At 41.8% G+C, this 19,903-nt stretch carries 20 protein-coding genes, 1 tRNA gene and 1 rRNA gene; 10 read left to right on the top strand and 12 right to left on the bottom strand.

Features of this window, described 5'->3' with window-relative positions; genetic code table 11:
• The first annotated feature begins 226 nt into the window (after positions 1 to 226).
• A complete protein-coding gene (glyS, locus tag EFE42_RS02595) occupies positions 227 to 1,978 on the top strand; it encodes a glycine--tRNA ligase (protein ID WP_123135788.1) in 1,752 nt (583 codons plus the stop codon).
• A 76-nt stretch (positions 1,979 to 2,054) separates the two neighbouring features.
• Positions 2,055 to 4,319: a DEAD/DEAH box helicase gene (locus EFE42_RS02590; protein ID WP_123135787.1), complete on the top strand. Its 2,265-nt coding sequence runs from the start codon at positions 2,055 to 2,057 to the stop codon at positions 4,317 to 4,319.
• Positions 4,320 to 4,321: 2 nt separating this feature from the next.
• On the opposite strand, the gene EFE42_RS02585 is transcribed toward EFE42_RS02590, so the two are convergent.
• Positions 4,322 to 4,804: an Sjogren's syndrome/scleroderma autoantigen 1 family protein gene (locus EFE42_RS02585; RefSeq protein ID WP_123135786.1), complete on the bottom strand. Its 483-nt coding sequence runs from the start codon at positions 4,802 to 4,804 to the stop codon at positions 4,322 to 4,324.
• A gap of 220 nt (positions 4,805 to 5,024) precedes the next feature.
• On the opposite strand from EFE42_RS02585, the gene EFE42_RS02580 reads away from it, so the two are divergent.
• From EFE42_RS02580 to EFE42_RS02560, 5 genes are read left to right on the top strand one after another with little or no spacing between them, the layout of a single operon-like run.
• Positions 5,025 to 5,297 carry a UPF0147 family protein gene (locus tag EFE42_RS02580; RefSeq protein WP_123135785.1) on the top strand — a complete coding sequence of 91 codons (273 nt, stop codon included), beginning with the start codon at positions 5,025 to 5,027 and terminating at the stop codon, positions 5,295 to 5,297.
• Between the two features lie 45 nt (positions 5,298 to 5,342).
• Positions 5,343 to 5,978, top strand: a complete 636-nt coding sequence (locus tag EFE42_RS02575; protein WP_123135784.1) for a haloacid dehalogenase — start codon at positions 5,343 to 5,345, stop codon at positions 5,976 to 5,978.
• 12 nt (positions 5,979 to 5,990) lie between these two features.
• Positions 5,991 to 7,610, top strand: a complete 1,620-nt coding sequence (gene sepS / locus EFE42_RS02570) for an O-phosphoserine--tRNA ligase (protein ID WP_123135783.1) — start codon at positions 5,991 to 5,993, stop codon at positions 7,608 to 7,610.
• A gap of 50 nt (positions 7,611 to 7,660) precedes the next feature.
• A complete protein-coding gene (locus EFE42_RS02565) occupies positions 7,661 to 8,278 on the top strand; it encodes an endonuclease V (RefSeq protein WP_123135782.1) in 618 nt (205 codons plus the stop codon).
• Positions 8,268 to 8,897 carry a DUF169 domain-containing protein gene (locus EFE42_RS02560; RefSeq protein WP_233564694.1) on the top strand — a complete coding sequence of 210 codons (630 nt, stop codon included), beginning with the start codon at positions 8,268 to 8,270 and terminating at the stop codon, positions 8,895 to 8,897. The genes EFE42_RS02565 and EFE42_RS02560 overlap by 11 nt, the downstream gene beginning before the upstream one ends.
• On the opposite strand, the gene EFE42_RS02555 is transcribed toward EFE42_RS02560, so the two are convergent.
• From EFE42_RS02555 to EFE42_RS02545, 3 genes are all read right to left on the bottom strand, one after another.
• Positions 8,898 to 9,287, bottom strand: coding sequence for a DUF473 domain-containing protein (locus tag EFE42_RS02555; RefSeq protein ID WP_123135781.1), 390 nt, complete (start codon positions 9,285 to 9,287; stop codon positions 8,898 to 8,900).
• Between the two features lie 5 nt (positions 9,288 to 9,292).
• Positions 9,293 to 10,036 (bottom strand): proteasome assembly chaperone family protein, encoded by a 744-nt coding sequence (locus EFE42_RS02550; protein ID WP_123135780.1) that lies wholly within the window; start codon positions 10,034 to 10,036, stop codon positions 9,293 to 9,295.
• A gap of 270 nt (positions 10,037 to 10,306) precedes the next feature.
• Complete coding sequence (locus EFE42_RS02545) at positions 10,307 to 11,143, bottom strand: F420-dependent methylenetetrahydromethanopterin dehydrogenase (protein WP_123135779.1); 837 nt, start codon at positions 11,141 to 11,143, stop codon at positions 10,307 to 10,309.
• Positions 11,144 to 11,387: 244 nt separating this feature from the next.
• On the opposite strand from EFE42_RS02545, the gene serB reads away from it, so the two are divergent.
• Positions 11,388 to 11,999: a phosphoserine phosphatase SerB gene (gene serB / locus EFE42_RS02540; RefSeq protein WP_370448650.1), complete on the top strand. Its 612-nt coding sequence runs from the start codon at positions 11,388 to 11,390 to the stop codon at positions 11,997 to 11,999.
• Between the two features lie 78 nt (positions 12,000 to 12,077).
• On the top strand, positions 12,078 to 12,932 hold the full coding sequence (locus EFE42_RS02535; protein ID WP_123135777.1) for a coiled-coil protein: 855 nt from the start codon (positions 12,078 to 12,080) through the stop codon (positions 12,930 to 12,932).
• 45 nt (positions 12,933 to 12,977) lie between these two features.
• On the opposite strand, the gene EFE42_RS02530 is transcribed toward EFE42_RS02535, so the two are convergent.
• The 6 genes from EFE42_RS02530 to EFE42_RS10715 all read right to left on the bottom strand — a co-directional run bounded on the left by EFE42_RS02530 (position 12,978) and on the right by EFE42_RS10715 (position 18,980).
• Complete coding sequence (locus EFE42_RS02530) at positions 12,978 to 14,111, bottom strand: radical SAM protein (protein ID WP_123135776.1); 1,134 nt, start codon at positions 14,109 to 14,111, stop codon at positions 12,978 to 12,980.
• 11 nt (positions 14,112 to 14,122) lie between these two features.
• A complete protein-coding gene (locus tag EFE42_RS02525; protein WP_123135775.1) occupies positions 14,123 to 15,280 on the bottom strand; it encodes an NAD(P)/FAD-dependent oxidoreductase in 1,158 nt (385 codons plus the stop codon).
• Between the two features lie 6 nt (positions 15,281 to 15,286).
• Positions 15,287 to 16,228 carry a UbiA family prenyltransferase gene (locus EFE42_RS02520; RefSeq protein ID WP_123135774.1) on the bottom strand — a complete coding sequence of 314 codons (942 nt, stop codon included), beginning with the start codon at positions 16,226 to 16,228 and terminating at the stop codon, positions 15,287 to 15,289.
• A 48-nt stretch (positions 16,229 to 16,276) separates the two neighbouring features.
• On the bottom strand, positions 16,277 to 17,752 hold the full coding sequence (tgtA, locus tag EFE42_RS02515) for a tRNA guanosine(15) transglycosylase TgtA (RefSeq protein ID WP_123135808.1): 1,476 nt from the start codon (positions 17,750 to 17,752) through the stop codon (positions 16,277 to 16,279).
• Between the two features lie 76 nt (positions 17,753 to 17,828).
• Positions 17,829 to 18,539, bottom strand: a complete 711-nt coding sequence (locus tag EFE42_RS10720) for a transposase (RefSeq protein WP_255419048.1) — start codon at positions 18,537 to 18,539, stop codon at positions 17,829 to 17,831.
• Positions 18,540 to 18,548: 9 nt separating this feature from the next.
• Entirely contained in the window at positions 18,549 to 18,980 is a 432-nt protein-coding gene (locus EFE42_RS10715) for a hypothetical protein (protein ID WP_233564692.1), read from the bottom strand.
• 177 nt (positions 18,981 to 19,157) lie between these two features.
• Here EFE42_RS10715 and EFE42_RS02505 point away from each other — a divergent pair, with 177 nt between their 5' ends.
• Entirely contained in the window at positions 19,158 to 19,499 is a 342-nt protein-coding gene (locus EFE42_RS02505; RefSeq protein WP_123135773.1) for a helix-turn-helix transcriptional regulator, read from the top strand.
• 177 nt (positions 19,500 to 19,676) lie between these two features.
• Here EFE42_RS02505 and rrf read toward each other — a convergent pair.
• Together rrf and EFE42_RS02495 are read right to left on the bottom strand one after the other, a co-directional pair.
• Positions 19,677 to 19,798 (bottom strand): 5S ribosomal RNA (rrf, locus tag EFE42_RS02500).
• A gap of 24 nt (positions 19,799 to 19,822) precedes the next feature.
• A tRNA-Cys gene (locus tag EFE42_RS02495) sits at positions 19,823 to 19,894 on the bottom strand.
• Positions 19,895 to 19,903: the final 9 nt, after the last annotated feature.

Raw genomic sequence — 19,903 nt, 5'->3', positions numbered from 1 at the left:
TAATATCATCATTATGATGAGAAATTATAAACTATATATACAAATGGATATGATCTAAAAATATTGACAGATCACACATTCCCAATAAATGAACAAATGTTGTTGGATTTCAATTGTCCATAATTATAGTGCAATTTTGAAATAGTTCGATAGAATTAAATGTCATGGAAATATGGAGAATGAGATCACTTTCATAGATATAATACCATTTATCGAGGATTAAATTATGGACAAATATGAGCAGGTTATCGAACTGGCAAAAAGACGCGGATTCCTGTGGAACTCTTTTGAATTATATGGAGGTACTGCCGGATTCTATGACTACGGACCCCTGGGGAGTACCCTGAAACGCAGAATAGAAAACATTTGGAGACAATTCTATGTTGTCCGGGAAGGCTTCATGGAAATCGAAACTCCTACCATCGGCATAGAGGACATATTCGTAGCTTCCGGTCACGTAGGTGGTTTCTCCGACCCCCTGTGTGAGTGTGAACAATGCAAAGAGGCATTCCGGGCAGATCACCTGATTGAAGACTATGTAGCGGTTGCTGATGCATTGACCAATGAAGAAGTAGATGAGATGATCAGCAAATATGATATTTGCTGCCCGGAATGTGAGGGGAAACTCGGAAAGGCCAGAGAGTTTAATCTGATGTTTGAGACAAGCATAGGACCCGGTAATGGCAGACCCGGATACCTGCGTCCGGAAACCGCCCAGGGAATCTTCATTGATTTCCAGAGGCTGGCGCGTTATTACAGGGAAAAATTGCCTTTCGGTGTAACCCAGATCGGTAAGTCATATCGTAATGAGATCTCCCCACGACAGGGTGTCATCAGACTCAGGGAATTTACCCAGGCTGAGGCTGAAATATTCATCCACCCGGAAGAAAAAACACACCCCGAAATTACTGCAGTGGAGAATGACCTTATAATGCTTTATTCCGATAAAGCCCAGGAAAGAGGAAAACTGGAAGAAATGACAATTAGGGAAGCAATCGACAATAATATCATTGCTCACGAATTCCTGGCCTACCATATTGCTCTTACCAATCGTTTCCTCAAACGTATTGGTATTTCTCCTGACAAACTGAGATTCCGCCAGCATAAGAAAGATGAGATGGCACATTATGCAATCGATTGCTGGGATGCCGAAATCAAAACAACTCGTTTTGGTTGGATAGAAACAGTGGGTATTGCTGATCGGACTGACTATGATCTGATTGCCCATACAAATATGAGCAAAAACGAGCTGGCTGTCTATATAGAATATGATGAACCGAAAATGGTGAAAAAATTTGCTGTAAAACCGGATATGGGAAAACTAGGCCCCCTATTCAGGAAAAAAGCAAAGGATGTTGCAGAAGCCCTCAAGCAACTCGGACCTGAAGAACTCGAAAAAGATGGCGATATAAATATAATAGTCAACGGCGAAGAAGTTTCAGTACCAAAAGATGTTGTTTCAGCTGAGGAAGTAGAAGAGAAAATCAGCGGGGAAACTGTGGTACCCCATGTGATTGAACCGTCCTATGGAATCGACAGGATATTCTACACATTACTGGAACATGCTTATGAAACCGAAATGGCCCCTACAGCTGAGCAAGAAAAGGAAGAAGAACGTATTCTTCTCAAATTCAAGAGCGAAATCGCCCCAATCCAGGTAGCAGTCCTGCCCCTGATGAAAAACAGTGATGAACTGGTCAGTAAAGGCAGGCAGATCGTAAGTAACCTCAAGGACATGGGATTGATGGTGGCTTATGATGATTCGGGAACCATCGGAAGAAGATACCGAAGGAATGATGAAATAGGTACTCCATATTCAGTAACTATTGACTACGACACCCTTGAAGATAATGCCGTTACAATTCGTGAAAGAGATACCATGAAACAGGTTCGAACCCCTGTAAGCAATCTTGAAGGAAACCTGGAAAAATTAATCAGTGGAAATATGGTGTTTGAGGAGGCCGGAAGCCCCCTCTAATACTTTCAATCCGCTTTGCTAAGCTATTAATAAAAATTGTTTGTTATTTCCCCTTTAAAGATAAGTAAAGGGTAATATGGTAAAGTACATACAACATCCCCTGATTAAACCCGATTCTGTCGAACAACGTCTCTACCAGCTTGACCTGGCAGGCAAAGCACTATCTTCCTCTACACTGGTAGTCCTTCCCACAGGGCTGGGCAAAACAATAGTAGCTCTGCTTGTCATGGCATCAAGACTGGAAGCTACGGGAAAAAAGGTGGTGATGTTATCACCCACAAAACCACTGGTCGAACAACACGCAGCTTTTTTTAGCCAGATGTTAAACCTGGAACCTGAAGAAGTGATGACATTTACGGGAAATCTTCCTCCTGCAAAGAGGGAAAATATGTGGGAAAAGGGCAGAGTAATAGTATCCACGCCCCAGGTTATAGAGAATGACCTGCTCACAAAAAGGATCAGTCTTCGGGATGTGGCCCACGTAACATTCGATGAAGCTCATCGTGCTGTTGGAAACTATTCATATACCTACATTGCAGAGGAATACTTCAACCAGGCAAAAGAACCCCTGTGTCTGGCAATTACCGCAAGCCCCGGGAGCTCAGATGAAAAGATAGCAGAGGTCTGCGAAAGTCTGCATATCGAAAAAGTGGCAGTCAAAACAGAAGATGATTCTGATGTTGCACCTTATATCCACCATAAACAAGTCGAATGGGTTCACTTAAAATTGCCCGACGAGATGCAAAGGCTCAAGGATTTGCTCGATAAGGTCCTGGAAGACAGGATTCAAAAACTGGATGAGCTGGGATACAGACTACCTTACGGGAAAAAAACCTCAAAAAAGGAACTACTGGGACTCCAGAGAAAAATGCAGGGCCAACTCAGAAGTGGAAACCCTGATCCTTCCGTATACAGTTCCATCTCCCTCATGGCAGAAATTCTCAAAGCCGGCCATGCAATAGAAGTTATTGAAACCCAGGGAGTAGGAGCTCTTGCCAAATATGTGGACCGCCTGAAAAGGGAAGCCTGTACAAAGGGAGCGAGTAAAGCTTCTAAAAGACTCATGGAAGACCTGTTCATGAGGCAATTATCCCATCGTCTTAAAGAGTGTGGTGCAGAACATCCCAAACTTGAAACAGTGTGTAACATTGTTAAAGAAGAATTAACCTCTAATCCAGATTCAAGAGTGATTGTTTTTACCAATTTCAGGGATACAGCAGAAATGGTAACAAATGCACTATCAGAGATTGAAGATATAAACCCGGTGAAATTCGTAGGCCAGAGTTCAAAGTACAAAGACAAAGGCCTAACCCAGAAACAACAGGTCGAAATTATCGACCATTTCAAACAGGGTGAATTCAATGTACTTGTTGCAACTTCAGTTGCTGAAGAGGGACTGGATATACCTGCAACAGACCTGGTTGTTTTTTATGAACCAATCCCTTCGGAAATACGCAGTATCCAGAGAAAGGGGAGAACCGGCCGCAAACATGCCGGCAGGGTTGTAGTTCTGGTAACAAAGGGGACCCGGGATGAAGGCTACTACTGGAGCAGTGCAAACCGGGAAAAGAAGATGCAGGGAAATATCAGACAACTCCAGGAAACATTATCCACAAATGAACAAGAAAATCCTTTCGTAAAGGAAAAGCAGCGCAGTCTTGAAGATTTCGACAATAATGTGGAACCTGTAGATGAAAACGGACCGCAAGTCGTGGCGGATCAAAGAGAGATACGCAGTACTGTAACACGCAATCTACAAAAAGCAGGTGCATCCCTTAGTGTAAAGACCCTAGAAGTGGGAGATTACGTTGTCAGTGAGAATGTCGCTATCGAGAGAAAGGAAACCGGGGATTTCGTGAATTCACTTATTGAGGGGAAGCTCTTCGAGCAGATTTCAAACCTGACACGCACTTATGAAAAAACTATCCTAATTATAGAAGGAGAAGGACTATTCAATGCCCGCCGTATCAATCCATCTTCCATTTACGGTGCAATGTTATCAATATCAATGGATTTTGAAACAACTATTCTCCATACCAGAGATGCAGAAGAAACAGCAGCTCTCATACTCCAGATAGCTAAAAGACACCAGAGGAAGGACAAAAAACCTATCAATCCTCACGGGAAAAAAGCTGCTCCAATCCTTTCAAAGCAGCAGGAATATATTGTATCCGCAATTCCCCAGCTTGGACCACAGGCAGCACGCAACCTGCTTGAACATTTCGGGTCTGTTGAGGCTGTAATGAAAGCTTGTGAAGAAGAACTCAGGGAAGTGAAACTCATTGGTCCTAAAACCGCTGCACGTATAAGAGAAGTGGTTTGTAGCGAATATAAAGGATAAGATCAGGAATTGTGTCTTATCCTTTCCAGAATATTCATTCCCCTCTCGATAAGATCAAAAGCGTCTTCTACACGCCGAGGATCTGATTCTGATTGAATATTTTTTGCGATTTCAACAAGTTTGGATTCAATCAATTGTTCAAGGGGACTTGAGCCCTTCTTTTCAGCATGCAATGTATCGGATACTGGTTCCTGAAGGTTGGTGTGCGGTTGCTCCGAAGAAACTTTTGGTTTACTTTCAACAGTTTCTGTTTCAAACTCCTCTTTTGATACTTCTGTTTCAACAGAAGGGATCGTTTCCTCTACCTTTTTCTCCTGGGCCTCTTCTTCCTCTTCTGCAACGTTACATAGAGGACATAGGACCTGACCCTGATAACGGAATAAAGGAGAGCCACAAATATCACAATGTTGTGCAAGCATTGTGCCACCAAGCTCAAGCAATTTGGAAATTCTTCTTATTTTAGCATCGTCATCATTTCTTCCCATTATTATCACATCACAACTAAAAGAATAATATGTAGCCGGAATACAGCATTCAGTACAAAGATGTAATAGTCCACCCAGGAATTTAAATCTGACTGAATGGAACCAACAACTTTCATAAGATAAGATTCCAGCAAACGGGTAAGTTTTTATATGAGATTATTAGTTAGACATACAGAACTAACCCTTATTTTATGTCCCTAATTAACTAAAGGTGATCAAAATGCTGTCTGTTAATACTAAAGATGTTATAGAGCAATGCACACAGGTACTGGAGCACATAGCAAACGATAATTCAGTCCCAAGAAATATCAGGCGCGCCGCCACCGAAGTCGTGGAAAAATTAAACGATGACAGTGAAGCCCTTTTCCTGAGAGCTTCTTCAAGTATATCCATTCTTGAAGACATCAGTAATGACCCCAACATCCCCCTTCATACCCGTACATTAATCTGGAATGTAGCAAGTCAGCTTGAAACAATACCTGTGGATGAATAATTCACCAGGTACCTTTTTTTAATATCCAGATAATTCCTAGTAAACATGGATTCTATTACCGGTATCCTTATTGGAAATTTTGAAGAAAAGGATGCTGCACGGGAAAAAGGTCTGGCCCTGTCACGTAAACTTGTAAGAGCGTGCCGCACAACCACTATAGCCATTCATCGCAAAGACAGGAATACTGTCGAAAAGAATCTCCTGACTGCTCTTAATTATCTCCGGGAAATGAATGAAACCCTGGGAAAATACCCTGAAATCTATTACAAAGGGCCTGTGGGACAGGCACAGCAGGAATATGCAGAATGCATTATCACTTATTCCTTGCTATGTGAGAATAAGACACTTGAGGAACTTCCAACTCCTCAGCAGATGGAAGTCGAAGATTTAGCCTATCTTAATGACCTGGCAGAGGCAGGCGGGGAATTGAGAAGGCATGTACTTGACCTGATAAGAGAAGACAAAGTGGCAGATGGGGAAAAATATTTACAGATAATGGATAACATTTATTCACTTTTGATCATGTTTGATTACCCCGATGTAATTACCGCAAACCTCCGGCGGCACACAGACGTACTCAGGTCCCTGAATGAAAAGACCAGAGGAGACCTGACACATGCATTACAGCAATATAAATTCCAGAAATTAATGACAAATTCTCAGGAAATAAAGCAAATTTAAAGGGGAACACATATGAAATTCGATCCTGATAAAATAAGAGAAGATGCCAGCGAAGATTTTGACAGGGCCTGGAACGATAGCGCAAAGTATGTCAAAAAGCCCCTGTTCAATGAACGCTATCCTATAACATCGTTCAACTATGGTAAACCTCATCCTGTTTATGATACTATTGCAAAACTCAGGGAAGCCTATCTGCGCATGGGTTTTGAGGAAATGATGAATCCCATCATTGTTGATGAACAGGAAGTGCACAAGCAATTCGGCCATGAAGCTCTGGCTGTACTTGACAGATGTTTCTATCTGGCAGGACTTCCCCGACCAAATGCCGGCATATCCGATGAGCGCATATCTAAAATAAAAGAAATGCTGGGAGAACTTTCCACAGAAGATATTGATGTAATACGGAAAGTCCTGCACGCCTATAAGAAAGGAGAAATTGAAGGTGATGATCTTGTCCCGGAAATGGCCGCAAAACTGGACGTGTCAGATTCCCTCATTGTCGAAGTCATAGACCAGGTGTTCCCGGAATTTAAGGAACTAACACCCAAAGCAGGCAAACGTACCCTGCGCAGCCATATGACCTCAGGCTGGTTTATCAGTCTTTCAGAGATTCTCAAGCGCCGTGAACCACCATTTAATTTATTCTCCATCGACAGGTGCTTCCGGCGGGAACAACAGGAAGATGCTGCCAGGCTTATGACCTATTATTCAGCATCCTGTGTAATAATGGATGAGGATGTGACCGTAGATTACGGCAAAGCTGTTGCCCAGGCCCTGTTATCACAATTTGGTTTTGAGAAATTCCAATTCAGGCCTGATGAAAAACGCAGTAAATATTACAGTCCTGATACCCAGATAGAGGTATTTGCATACCACCCAAAACTTGTAGATTCCAACACCAAATATTCGGACGGATGGGTTGAAATTGCTACTTTTGGAATATATTCCCCGATACCTCTTTCAAAATATGATATTCCCTATCCTGTGATGAACCTGGGCCTTGGGGTTGAAAGGCTTGCCATGATCATCCATGAGGCCACTGACCTGCGGGGCATGAGTTATCCACAGATGGAATTGTACTCTGAATGGGAAATGTCCGACAGCGAACTTGCCAAGCATGTTGAAATTGACATGATACCCGAAACATTTCAGGGCAGGGAAATATTCGAAGCCATTGTTGAGCAGTGTGATGCCCATGCCTCCGAACCCAGCCCCTGCGAGTTCCCTGCCTGGGAAGGAGAAATTGAAGGGCACAATGTAAAGGTTTCAGTCATTGAACCAGAAGAAGACACTAAACTCTGTGGCCCGGCTGCTTTTAATGAGATTGTAATTTACAATAACGACATCCTGGGATTACCAAATAATAAAAAATGGAAAAAAGCATTTTCCAATCATTCAGCAAGGACCGGTGTCAGGTTTATTGAAGCACTGGCAGCAAGGGCAGCAAGCGAGGTCGAAGATGCTGTTGCAAAAGGCGATACTGAAATTGAGACACGTGCACGAATAATAAAGACACCTGCAGAAATAAACATTAAACTCTCCCCCCTTGCACAGCGTTACGTGACCGGCAAAAACAAGAAAATAGACATACGAGGACCTGTGTTTACCACGATAAAGACAGAGATTTCATGAAAAAACTGCCAGATTCCGCTCTATAGTGGTTCAGAAATCTTCAGGAAGAAATAGGCAGACAGGTTGTCACCATTGATGGGTTTGAAAGAATCAAACTTATTGGGGGTGCGGACTGTGCCTATTTCAAGGATCTGGTGATATGCTGTATTGTCGTACTGGAATATCCCACTATGGAATTTGTAGAAAGGACAGTTCATATTGGAAAGGCAAGTTTTCCTTATATACCGGGTTTTTTTTCATTTCGTGAAGGAGAAGGGACAATCAGAGCCTACCAGAAGATCAGCCACAAACCTGATCTGCTTATAATCAATGCCTGTGGTACCACCCATCCTGCAAGCGCCGGATTTGCCTCTCATATTGGAGTGATCCTGGATAAGCCCACAATCGGGATCACAAAAAGAATGTTTTGCGGCAGGGCAAAAATACCACAAAAAGAAAAAGAAGCTCAGCCATTGTATCATGGAGGAAAACAAAAAGGTTGGCTCCTTAAAGTATTGCCCGAAACAAAACCAATCGTAATTACAATCGGACATCTTACATCCATCAAGAGTTGCCTGGAAATCGCAATAAAGTGCCTGAAAGAAAACAAAATGCCTGAACCATTAAGGCTTGCTCATCAATGTGCAGGAAAAGAAAAAAAGAAATGGGGTAAAAGCGATGGTACATGATTGGATGAAAAACATAAAGGGCATTATGGATCAAGGAAGTCCGGTTTGTATTACTTTCCAGAACAGCACGAAAGGGGACGTATCTAAGAAACTCTTCTGCGAAATTATTACCGATGCAAGATATGGAAAACAATCCTTGATTACAGCACAACGATGCAGAGTCGGCAAGTTCATCCTTGGTAAAAGCAATGAACCCCCGGCTGAATATTATTTTAATTCAGGTAGATACGCATCATACGAAATCGCAGAAAATGCAGTCTTTTCCCTCTGCCGGCTGGAAAAGGAATACGGGACTTTGAAAATCGAACCTCTTTCAAAAAACAGCACAAATTTTGATCTTTGTATTTTGTACCTGAAACCTGAAAAAGCAATGCGAATAATCCAGGCGATAGCCTATTACAATGGAACTCCAGCAGACATTCAAACAATCGGCGCAGCTTCTGTATGCAGTGATTGTGTAGCAGGGACCCTGAATAAAGGAATAGCCCTGTCTTTTGGATGCAAGGGATCCAGAAAACACAGTAAGTATAGCAGCGAAGAAGTACCTATCGGAATACGCTATGACATGCTGGAAAAAGTAGAAAAGGCACTGGGAATTATCCCGGATACCTTTGATTGATCAGCGGGCATCATAGAAGGACATTTCTTCAGCATCAACCCGGGTTACCTGCCCTATCTGATTAGAGAGCACTTTCCTCACCCTTGCCATACATCTAGATTGCAGCTGGATACGGATCATGGTCATTTCCCTTTCCTCGTAAAAATTGTCCGTACCGTTAATTATACGATGTGTAGAGACCTGATGCTGCATTAGTTTTACAATAATACCCTTTGTGCCTGCAGTCAAATCCTGTGCACTTGTGGAAGTAAGGAAAATATTTACTCCTACTTTCAGATTCAGTGTCGTGAAAAAATTATGAGGACTTCTAATCTCAATCGTCCTTAGACCATGGTTCTTAAGATCTGTAACTACATCGTGAGAGATTCCGGTTAAAGCAACATATTCCATTTAGATCACCCATACATCGGGAATTCTTTCCTGGTGGAAGAAGGCTGTTCCGTGCTCCGCACCTCTTCTGCAAGTTTCTGCATCTCAACTTCAATCTTCTCAGCCTGCTCGATGAGACTTTCCGTATCTATTGAGTAATCGCACAGGTCATTTAGTATCTTTATTACAGCTGCAGCAGCTCTTGGATCCGGATTCTGGGTTTGTGTGGCCCCCAAGAGACTGATGGCAGGGAGTTTACGCATAAAACATTCCGCCATAATACTACCGGAAATACCTGATATTGTACCCATCTGGAAGATTTCCACTTTTTCTTTTATCCGCCCCAGCATTTCCTCAGTTGTAGCAGCACCGAATACGAGGGGTTCTTCACTCATGGTAGCAATACCGGCAATAGAAATGATTTCCTTTACATTTACCGACTGAGCCCAATCAACAAGAGCCTTACTTACATCATAGGAAATAGAAGGATTGATGGGGATATCCGACACAACCATTATAAGATTGAGATCCGGATTTTCATATATCCTTACAGGCATATTGATTACACCCTCATAGAGCACGGCTATGGGAGGGAAATTACGGGATTCTATGGAACCTATATATTCCATATCGAGTTCTTCAATTATTTGCTGACTTGCAATATTACCCACAAGCCCGATTCCCGGGAACCCTTCTATTAAAATAGGCTCTTCGGATTTTACCTTCTCTGTGATAATATGTACATCACTTTTGTAATCTGTTTCCGACAAAAAACCACCTGCGTTTAGAAATCTAATATAAGCTATACCAACAATGACAGTATATGTTTATACTGATAGATAAGTCCTGCCCGAAATGAAACATATAGAAATTATAATTTCTTTTCTTTCAGGTTTATATCTTCGTTTTGCCGGTGTGACATCAATATTGCAGATTTTAAGAAAAAGGCCGTAAAAAGCACTGCCAGTGCAAAGAAAAGTAGTGCAATGATAACAATTGTCAATGAATCCATGGTTTAAAAATGAGAAAGGAAAGTGAGTTCACACTTTCTGTGGTTTCTCATAAAGTTTTGTTTTCTGAAGCTGGACACCCTTCTTGGAATGAGGCTGCCTGAACACAGAATCATTGGCTTTCTCAATTTCCCTGGCTTCAATTGCAAGCTGTGCGGCTGCACGCATGAGTTCATGGCCTGTTGCTGCAGTGAGAGCAATATCTTCAATCTCTTTAAGGATAAAGCAGGCTGGCATGTTCACTTCTGCGACTTTGCTTGCCATGTGGAGGGCTGCAAGACCCTTTGCTTTAGCGTAAGGATTGTTGAAACCAGCACGTTCAATACATTTTTGTGGTTTTGCAAGAATATGTGGAAGTTCAAGGTCTGCACCGGATTTGCCTTCATCGACCTGAGCAGTTACCGCATCAAGTTCTTCCTGGAGAAGTCTGACAACACCACATGTGGAAAGGACCTTCATTGCATCAGAGTTAAAGGAGGCCATTTCAACAGCATCTAAGAACTCTGTCTTGGCACCGATAAGAGGATCAACGGTCATTATAATGTAACCGAAACCTGCATCCTTAAGAGCCTGTCTGTCATCTTTCTTGGTAGGTCCGTCAGAGACGACAATACATGGATAATCGTTCCATAACTCACGGGCAGATTTGGGACCCGGTGCACTTGCATTGGGGCTGATCATTACAACAAAGTCAGGCTCCCACGCCTTCAATTCTTCAGTAGAAGCTGCTTTTTCCTTGTCCATTTTGGGGCCAGTACCAAACACGCGGGTGCTGATACCTTCCCTAGCTGCAATTTCATCCTGTACAAGGTCAATGACCTGGCTCATACCCAGGTTACCCAATTTGATAAATCCTACTTTTACCATATAATCACAGAGGGAAAATAACTACGTAGCATATATTATTTTTGGAATTACACATAACAGTACTAAATTGATAAATAGGAATGGAAATAGCAGACCTTTTTATCCGAAAAAGTTAAAAGCAATGTGACTAATCTACAGCCATATTTCCTACATACCTCTATTATTGTCTCAAATGATCAGGTTTGATGAAGTGACTTTAGCCAGCAATTCTAACAGAAAATTTTCTAAACTGATTATTTTTGATATGGACAGCACCCTAATAGATGCTGAGTGTATCGATGAGCTTGCACTTGCTGCAGGAGTGGCAGACAAAGTTGCACAGATTACAGATCGCACAATGAGAGGGGAACTCGACTACCATCTGGCTCTTCTGGAAAGAGTGAAACTTCTTAAAGGTCTGGAAATAACAAAGGCAAAGGATGCGGTCGAAAAGATCGAACTAATGCCTGGTGCAAAAGAACTCCTTAAGCATGTACAATCACTTGGATACAAGACTGCAATGTTATCCGGAGGATTTACTCTTTCCTCTGACAGGGTTGCAAAATTACTCAACATCGATTACGTATATGCCAACACTCTAGAGGTGAAAAATGGATATCTGACAGGTGTAGTGTCTGGCTCAATGACACAAAACCTTTCAAAGGAAGTTGCCTTTGAAGAAATTGCCAGAAAGAATGGCTTCCTAACCGAAGATTGTATCGTGGTAGGAGATGGGGCAAATGATGTCTGTACATTTAAGAGAGCAGGTTATTCGATTGCATTCAATCCAAAACCAATTCTCCATCAACATGCAGATGTCATAATTTCGAAGAAGGATCTTAGGGCATTAATTTCCGTGATTGATTCACTACAATAAAGTGGATCCTGAAGTATCGTGCATTAGAAATGCATGAAATGCCAGCTACATTTGCTGGACCGGGAGGATAAATCGAACATGCAAAAAGAACTGAAAGACAAAAGGAAAGATCTGAGGGACACCTCTGAAGAACACAAGAATAAACGTAATGAACTTAATGCACAGGCAAGTACACTTGCATCAAAACGTAATGAGCTCAACAAAAGTACCAAAGATCTTATCAACGAAGCACAGGAATATAAAAAACTTCGTGATGAAAACAACGAAAAAGTTCAGGAATTCAAGGATCTTCGTGATAAGACAAATGAAAAGGCAAATGAACTTTTTGGAAAAGTTGATGAGCTCAGAAGTGCCAATAATCTTACAGGACCATCCCTGAAAGAGATTCGCAAGGATATCGACAGGCTGGAATTCTCACAGCAGACCGAAGTTCTTACACCATCAAAAGAAAAAGAACTGGTTAACAAGATATCCGAACTCCGGAAACTTTACGATACAAAGAAAAAGCAAATTGAAAGTAATACTGAGCTAAATGATCTGCTTACGGAAGCACAGGAAATCAGGGAAGAGGCTTCCGGCTACCATACAACCCTTTCTGAATATGCTCAGAAAGCTCAGGAACATCATGACAAGATGATTACCACTTTCAAAGAAGCGGATAAGATACGCGCGGAATCCGATACTGCACATAAAGAGTTTGTACAAATCCAAGAAAAGGCAGATGAACAGCACAAGGCTTTCATTGCAGCTCAGAAGGAAATCCGGGATATTGACAAAGAGCTTCGCAAACTCAAGAAGAAAGATGGTGGCAGGAAAGGCGCAGACATGGAAGAAGTCCGAAAGGATGCCGAGGATATATTTGATAAATTCAAATCCGGTGAGAAACTTACTACAGAAAACCTTATGACCCTCCAGAAGTCCGGTCTTCTATAAGAATAGAAATAATAGTCAGGGGAAACCCTGATTATATTTTATATATTATCTCAGGACGTATTGATTTCTGTAATTATCATCACGCATAAGGCATTTTTTTGCTTTATAGACAGAATCTTTCCGGATTCTATTCCATATTTTATTTATTTTTTCTTCATGTATGTTGCCCACCGAAATTGGTATGCATGCACATGGGCTGACATTTCCTTCAGGGGTTATATGCAACCATTTTTTACCCGCAAAGCATCCCATTTTACGCAATACATGAGGTACCGAGAATATGCGAGGACCTTCCATTGATTCTGAACGGTCAATGAACTCATCAAACTCCTGTATGTCCTTGGGTGAGAGAAGTTCATCCTTATGGTCAAACCAGCGTCCCGTGGGTACAATCTCAAAAAAAGTTATCTCATGTACACCCATTTCTTTTGCAAGCTGGTAGAAATCATCCAGCTCATCGATATTATGAGGAGAAAGTACGACATAGATATTTACCAGTAAACCAACATCAAGGGCTTTCTCTATCGCAGACATCGCAGCCCTGAAAACACCCGTCCTGCCACGCATCCTGTCATGATTTGCTTCGAATGCACTGTCCAGACTGACACTGAGCATATCCAGGCCTGCTTCTTTTAATGCCCGGGCTTTTGCAAAATCCAGACCTACACCGGAAGTAAACATACCGGTTATTGCCTTCTCATCATCAACATAGTTAATGAGGTCTTCAAGTCCTTCATACAACAGGGGTTCACCACCATCAAAAATAATTAAAGTCGAACCCATGTCCAGACACTGGTCGATAGCACTTCTTACAATTTCAGGAGAGAGAGATGCCCTGTTATTTGTATCAGGCAACGCACAATGCAGACATTTGTTAGGACACTCCTCGGTGATGGAGATTGTTACCTGTTCAGGCACCATTTTCCCCCTCATATACCCCATTTGGCTGGAAACAAGCCTATCAAAAGCCTTACCTGGTATTGTGGGCATCCAGGTGGAAAATACAAGAGACTCATCATTTACATGGGCCGGTTTGGAACCATCGAACATGTCCATCATATCTGATAGCAGCGGTTTCACTGCTTTTGATGCAAGCCCTGAGGTATGCATATTGACACGTCCCTTTTCAACAGTAGCATAAACCTTGAAGAAGGGATTTTTATAAAAATCGTATTTCATGTTACCACATATCACCTGTTTCTCAGGAATGCACTAAAGTCAAGAAGTGATGACGGTTTCTTTTTTAGCATGAAAAGAGAGACCTGTAATGCTTTATGAAGAGATGATCCCTGAAGGAAAGATAGGTCCTGATTTTTGAAAATTTCCATCATACTGTTTATCTCCCTATCATCCATTTTGCGGAGAGTTTCAAGTGCCATTCTGCCCAAATAATATTCGGTCCTGTATTCCTTTGCCCACATACGTGAATAACGGGACAGGAAACGTGAGGAAGTATTTGCCTCCTGTATACTTTCAGCAGCAACTTTTCCACACATTTTGCCTCCGTGTATGGAATAGCCAATTCCTGATTGTCCGGATGCACCTCCTGTAAGCATAATACCATCAGCAACCATCTGGTTGGGAATAGTAGCGATAGGATCCCCTCCGGTTTTCACTTCACCTATGCGTAAATTTGACAAACCCTTCATACGCTTGAATTTATCCACCCACCTATCAAAAAAGGAAGATACATCCCGACCATGCCTTCTTACATAAACACCCAGGGTTGCCCTGTCGCCTCCACAGGGAGAATACGTTGATTTCCATCCGGGAGCCACGCTTCCCACGAAATATTCAAATATGTCCGGCTCACCAATCCCCTCACCTTCTACCTCTGCCTCCATAGCCCAACCTATGTCATCCGGATGTTTCATTGCAGAAAGGCCACAAAGAGAAGCGAGTTTGGAATTGATCCCATCTGATATTATGACAAGTTTTGCATCGAAGGTGCCCTGCGAAGTGCTCACAGAAACACCTTCATCATTTTTCAATACATTATATGCTTCAACTGATGTCGCAATATCAACACCTGAATCCCTGGTTTTCTGTATGTAGTACCGGTCAAATGCAGGGCGGTCCAGAAAATAAGCGGGACTCTCGACTTCCACATAGGATCCGGAAGGGGCAACAATATTAGCTCCTCTTAAATTATTGAGGACATATGAACCATCCACCGTTTCGCCGGCCCTGTCAAACATTCCTTTAAAAAAAGTGTTAGCAGGATGTGTATTTTCACCCAATACGTCTTGTCTGTCCATTAAAAGGACATCCAAACCCTGCTCTGATGCTACCCTGGAAGCAGCTAAACCGGCAGGGGAAGCACCGATCACAATGACATCAGCATCCATTATAAATCACCATAGAATATTCACATAACCCTCAGAAACTATAGACAGAATTACATCAATTATCAGGCAGCCAAACATTACGCCCCTGTAGCGAGAACCCTGAAGGAAAAGCATTCCTCCTCTTTCGGGCAGAGGATTTTTGATGAAATCAAGGGACTGGATAATCATCCATATCCCCGCAAGAATTGCCCCTGTGAAGAAAATAGGACCAAGTTGTGCCGTCCAACCTATTATGAGAGAAGAAATTACCCCTATAATCCAACAGACAGTCACCAATTTGGATGTCGCAGGCACCCCAAATATTACAGGGAATGTAGGTGCACCTTTAGCCCGGTCACCTTCCACATCCCTGGATACACCGGAAAGAGTAAATCCCCAATCGGTCACACACATCATAATACCCAGGAAAATCCCGGAAAGGGGAAGAATAGAAGTATCCGCACCCTTTAGGATTCCCGCAGGATCAAAAGCAAGCCAGATACCAATCGGTACAAGCCCGTATGCAATACCCACTGGTACAAAACTTAAGTAGGTAGACCTTTTAGCAAATTTTGAATATATGCTTATAGTACTAACTGCTATCACAAGTACCACAAAAGACTCGGGATTCAGGTACAAGGCAGCTATTGATGCAATAACTACAAGGACAAAGGCATATTTGAGCCCCTGTTCCTGTGTGAAGGTGGAAGATGCGATGGGCCTTTCGGGCAGGTTTATTTTATCTATATCAATATCACAACAGTCATTGAACACATAAGAACTTGTTATCGCAGCATAACCACCAATAATTGCAATAATGAAAGGTAAAACCGAAGGTAGGCCTCCGGCATATATATATGATGCAAGCAATGCACTTGCTGCCGGCAGGGCAAGATCCATATCAGCTATTTCAGGCCTGAGTAGTTCCAGATAGGGGTTGCGGGACTTTGATCCAGTTGTAGATACCAAGTAAATCACCCGGGATTATATTCAAATCCGTGATTTCTGTCAGTTTAGTTAAAGATTTTCATTGGGCATTTCATCGATAGGAATGGCATACTTCTTTAGATTTTCGTAAAGGGGATGAGCAGTATACTGTTTTGGGAGATTCAAATAGAATAATCCATTCCTATTTTTATTAATAAGTTCTATTACGTTTTGCAGCGCCACACCTATTGCAGCCGGATCCATTTCGTCAGGGATTTCCGCATTGAAAGGATACACTTCAGAGAGTTCAACGGGATATGCTCCAAACGGAGCCTTGAAATTCAGGACATGGTCATAAGTTGCTTCACCTTTCACAGATTTTGAGCGTATGAGAATTTTACCATTCAGGTTAAAGCGGCCAAGTCTTTCTTCAAATCGCGTAACTTCCGGTCTTTTTGAGGACTCGGGTCCTGTATAAAAGAAAGTGGATTTGGAAAACGGATCAAGTCTTTCAAGCCAGGGACTGTAATTGTACAATCTTTTAAGGGCCGACAGCATTGAGGGATGGCTCCTGCACCGCTGTTCCACAAGCTCTAACAAATTACCTTCCCTTATTGCCTGTTTGATGTTACGAATTTCTGCGAATGTCACGTACAGATTGTGTCTTGCCAGTAATTCTTTGGAGTTGGGAGCGGATTTTATTTCCGATGCAGTATGAGAAGAGCAAACCGGACAATTACATGGAAGATACTGAAGATCTTTAAGATGAGATGTTCCGGCAACAGTAATATAACGCCCTGCTTTTGCATAAAGGGCATAAGCTGCTGAATCAAATAAGTCACATCCCATTGCTACAGCAAGAGCAAACATCATTGGATGACCGGCTCCAAAAAGATGGACCGGTTTTACAGGATCAAGGTCTTTTTTGGAAGAAATAACAACATCAACCAGATCCGCATAACGGTAGGATTCCATTAGAGGGACCACAGCTCCGATAGGATATACATCAAAGGCGTGTTTTGAAAGGGTTTTCGCACTGTGGGCCCTGAGATCCAGGTGAGTAGAGCCCTGTACAGGACCCGCCAAAAGCATACCTTCTCTTACAATTTCCCTGGCTGCAATCACTCTTTCAAGGGTCGTTTCAAGTTCGTCTTCTGCCCTTTTGTAAGAGACATCAGGAGGAGTTGGAATGTCAAGGGGGACTGCAATATCCGAACCAATGTTTTTTTGGAAATCAAGGATCTGCTCATTTGTTACTTCAACATCCCCATAAACGGATAGCTGAAAGGAACCTGAATCTGTCATGATCGGACCATCAAAATCCAGAAGATGATGCAGGCCTTTTTCCAGTGCTACTTTCCTGAGTTCGTCCTTGCGAGAAATGATATATGAATTTGTAATAAGTATTTGTGCACCAAACTGATGCATTTCAGAAGAGGGGATCGTGTTTATGTTGGGATTTATAACTGGCATAACCGTTGGTGTTTCAACAACACCATGTGGTGTATGCAGTCTACCAATACGGCCAGCTGCGTCTTTTTGCAGTATTTCGAATACAGCGGTCATGGGAGCAATAGATACCGCTGATAGTATATATGTGTATGTCAACTACCCCTCCCTTACGACAAGACTTGAATGTCAATTAAGCATTCGTCTGGGTGGCTGACAAGCACCCCTGAGATTCCAGGATATACCTGTAATCCCGTGTTTTGTGTTCAATATTCATTGCACCGATCAGGTCGGCATTGTTTTCATAACCACATTTTTCACATCTAAAAGACAATCTGTTACGGTTATTCTTAGAGATATGATTGCATCGAATACAGGTTTGAGAGGTATACGATGGATCAACATAATGTGTAATTATGCCTGCTTCTCTTGCCTTGTATTCAATAAATGTTTGTAATTGGCGGAAAGCCCAACTACTGTGGTTATGTCTTTTCTTTTTGGAAACTTTGGAAAGTGTGGATTCACGTATCCCCGTTAAATCTTCCAGACCTATTACAGATACACCTCTTTCACTTGCGAACTTCACAATTTCTTTTGAGATTTTGTGGTTTACATCTCGCATAAGACGTTTCTCTTTACCTGCAATATGTTTCAACATACGTTTTGCAGATGAAGTTCCCTTCGATTGTAACCGTGCTCGCATTGACTTGTGCTGGTTGCGAAGATTCTTAATTTCACCACCAGCAAAAAAACTACATTTCCTGTCAGTGGTGGAAGCAACAGCAAGATAGTTCATACCAACATCAATTCCCATAAATGTAGATGCATCTGTCAATTCTTTATCAGGGATTTCTTTTTCCACACACAGATGGAAATAATAATCTCCATCCCTGTGTTTTACAATTTGGGATGCCTAATATTTCCATGAACCATCAAAATACTGTTTTGCATGATCATAATTCAAAATTGAATAAGATTTTCTTCCATTAATAGTGGTTATTTTGACCTTATCTTCACTAACAGTAAAATCCCTTTTGTAAGAAAAGGTCATTGAGGATGGTGAAAATTGTACCTTTTGCCATTTCGACGTTTTCAGTTTATACAATGTTTTGTAACACCCTGCAACCTGTCTTGGAATATTACAACTCATCTGGGATTTTAATTTTAATGTTTCACGAAGATATGCGTAAACTTCCTGCTGCAATTTTATCGAAGATATCGGTTTACCATTGCCAAAAACAATTTCAGAAGCATAATTCCTTCCATCTGAATATTTCTGCATAGTTTCCACTAAATCATCATCAGGATTTGCTATTTTCAAGATAACTGTTTTAGTGAGAAACATACAATAGTATATTCACTTACTTATTATAAAAAATTACTTTTGTGAAATATCAGGCGCATTCCTCCCCTACCTTACGGAAGGAGACTGCTGCTCGAAAAGTTGAATGGTAATGGAAAAATGTGTAAAGGAGGAAGACAATATATCCCAGTTCAGTCTTTATTGTAGCAGGTGAAAAAAATGATTATTCCCGAACCCATAAAATGCGAAATAGAATATAAAGGAGGAGTGGATAACCTTTATAAAAAAATGCCTCCAGAAGATGAATTCAAGAGATGGAGTAAGATTCACCATGCATTATCATCTCCACTCAGGTTGAAGATATTATATATGGTAGCCAGGCAACCCCTCTGTGTATGCATAATAAAGCATATTCTGAAAGTATCTGATTCAAAATTATCATACCACCTTTCAATATTAAGCGAAAGTGGTATTATAAAAGGAACCAGAGAAGGAAATTGGATAATATATAGTGCTACTGAAGAAGGCAAACAGATGATTGAAGGAATATCAGGGAAATAAACCATATTCCTTTGTTGAATTCATTCGATCTATCTTTACTCTTCCTCTAATCTGCCCTTCAACATCAGGCTATTATAATTGATTAGATCTGGTATTGATATCTCTACCGTGTAAATACTTGCAGGAAAGTAATTGAAAATTTTGTAGTATTGAGAAAAGGTAAGAGTCAATAAGTTGAGTCAGCAGCGATGCATAGTTCCCAAAGGCTCTCGCACTTTAGTACAGTATACAACGCTGGCAGGCTTATCTTCTGTGTTCGGGATGGGTACAGGAGTTACCCTGCCGCTATGGCCGCTGTCCTCAACTTATATGAGATGGATGAAAGCCAAGGCCCGGATTCGAACCGGGATGGAATCGCTCTGCAGGCGATTGCGTAGCCGCTCCGCCACCTTGGCACTTTTACG

This window comes from Methanohalophilus sp. RSK (assembly GCF_003722075.1).
In the GTDB taxonomy this organism is placed as follows: domain Archaea; phylum Halobacteriota; class Methanosarcinia; order Methanosarcinales; family Methanosarcinaceae; genus Methanohalophilus.
This window is presented reverse-complemented; position numbering and strand designations above follow the sequence as displayed.